The organism is Thermodesulfobacteriota bacterium, assembly GCA_040756475.1.
In the GTDB taxonomy this organism is placed as follows: Bacteria; Desulfobacterota; Deferrisomatia; order Deferrisomatales; family JACRMM01; genus JBFLZB01.
Map to the genome: position 1 here is coordinate 1 of JBFLZB010000360.1, position 1,730 is coordinate 1,730.

Consider the following 1,730-nt stretch of genomic DNA (forward strand, 5'->3'; position numbering starts at 1 on the left):
GACCCGTCTGACGAGTCGGACGGGTCCGACCCCCAAACAAAGGGAGGCACTATGATCGACTTGAGTGGGAAGGTGGCCATCGTAACCGGGGGAACGCGGGGCATCGGCGCCGAGATCGTGCGCACCCTGGCCCGGCACGGCGCCGACGTGGCGCTCAACTACCGAAAGAGCGCCACCGAGGCCGAGGCCATGGTGAAGGAGCTCGAGGGCATGGGGCGCCGGGCCATTGCGGTGCAGGCCGACGTGGCCAGCTTCGCCGACGCCCAGCGCATGGTCGACGAGGTGGTGGCGAAGCTCGGCGGGCTCCACATCCTGGTCACCAACGCCGGGATGAACTGGGACGGGGTGGTCTGGAAGATGACCGAGGAGCAGTTCGACCGGGTCATCGAGGTGGACCTCAAGGGCACCTTCAACTACCTGCGGGCCGCGGCCCCGGTATTCAAGGGCCAGAACTGGGGGCGCTTCCTCTCCATCACGTCCATCAACGGCCTGCGGGGAAAGTTCGGCCAGACCAACTACTCGGCCGCCAAGGCCGGGGCCATCGGCCTGACCAAGGCCGCGGCCAAGGACCTGGGCAAGTTCGGGGTCACCTGCAACTCGGTCGCCCCGGGGTTCATCCTCACCGAGATGGGCGAGAGCATGCCCGCGGAGTTTCGCCAGACGGCCATCGACGAGTCGGCCGTCAAGAGGGCGGGCGCCCCCGAGGACGTGGCGTGGCTCGTGGCCTTCCTGGCCTCCGAGTGCGGCCGCCACATCACCGGCGAGGTCATCAAGGTAGACGGGGGGCAGTACATTTAGCTGTGGGCCATTGGCTGTTGGCTATTGGCAGGAGCGCCGTTCCCAAGAACCAAGGACCAACAGCCAATCGCCGCAGACCGAAGGGAGGCGACTCATGAGCGACTACAAGTTCATCAAGACCTGGGACGCAGACGGGGCCGCGTGGATCAGCGTCAACCGGCCGCCGCTCAACGTCCTCGACATCTCCACCATGATCGAGCTCAACCAGGCGCTCACCGCCGTCAAGGCCCGGGAGGGAGAGGTGCGGGCCCTGGTGATCACGGCCGAGGGAGAGAAGGCGTTCTCGGCCGGGGTGGACGTGGGGGACCACACCCCCGACAAGGTGGACCGGATGATCGAGGTGTTCCACGAGATCTTCCGCAACCTGGACCGACTCGAGATCCCGACGATCGCCGCTGTGAGGGGCGCCGCCCTGGGCGGCGGGTGCGAGCTCGCGATCTTCTGCGACATGATCGTGGCGGCCGACACCCTCAAGATCGGCCAGCCCGAGATCAAGGTGGGGGTCTTCCCGCCCCTGGCGGCCGTGGCGCTGCCGTACCTGATCCCCGAGAAACGGGCCTTCGAGCTCATCGCCGGCGGTGAGGTCATCCGCGCCCAGGAGGCCCTGGCCCTGGGCCTCGTGAACCGGGTCGTGCCCCTGGCCTCCTTCGACGAGGAGTTCGGGAAGTTCCTCCGGGTCTTCACCACGCTCTCGGGCTCGGTGCTCCGGGCCACCAAGAAGGCGATCCGGGCCGCCCGGGGCCAGTCCTTTCCCGAGGCGCTGGCCCGGGTCGAACGCATCTACCTCGGAGAGCTCATGCCCACCGAAGACGCCCAGGAAGGGCTCGCGGCGTTCCTGGAGAAGCGGGCGCCGGTGTGGCGCCACAGCTAACCTGACCTGACTCCGAACGCACAGCTGAAGGCTGACTGCGGGGGCCCGGCCTCGGTACACC

2 protein-coding genes are annotated in these 1,730 nt (G+C 67.9%); both read left to right on the forward strand.

The annotated features are described in order from the left end of the window. Nucleotides 1-51: 51 nt before the first annotated feature. The gene (locus AB1578_23715; protein MEW6490905.1) at nucleotides 52-798 is read left to right on the forward strand and encodes a 3-oxoacyl-ACP reductase family protein; all 747 of its coding nucleotides are present in this window, start codon (nucleotides 52-54) and stop codon (nucleotides 796-798) included. A gap of 94 nt (nucleotides 799-892) precedes the next feature. Then, a complete protein-coding gene (locus tag AB1578_23720; GenBank protein ID MEW6490906.1) occupies nucleotides 893-1,669 on the forward strand; it encodes an enoyl-CoA hydratase-related protein in 777 nt (258 codons plus the stop codon). The last annotated feature ends 61 nt before the right edge of the window (nucleotides 1,670-1,730 follow it).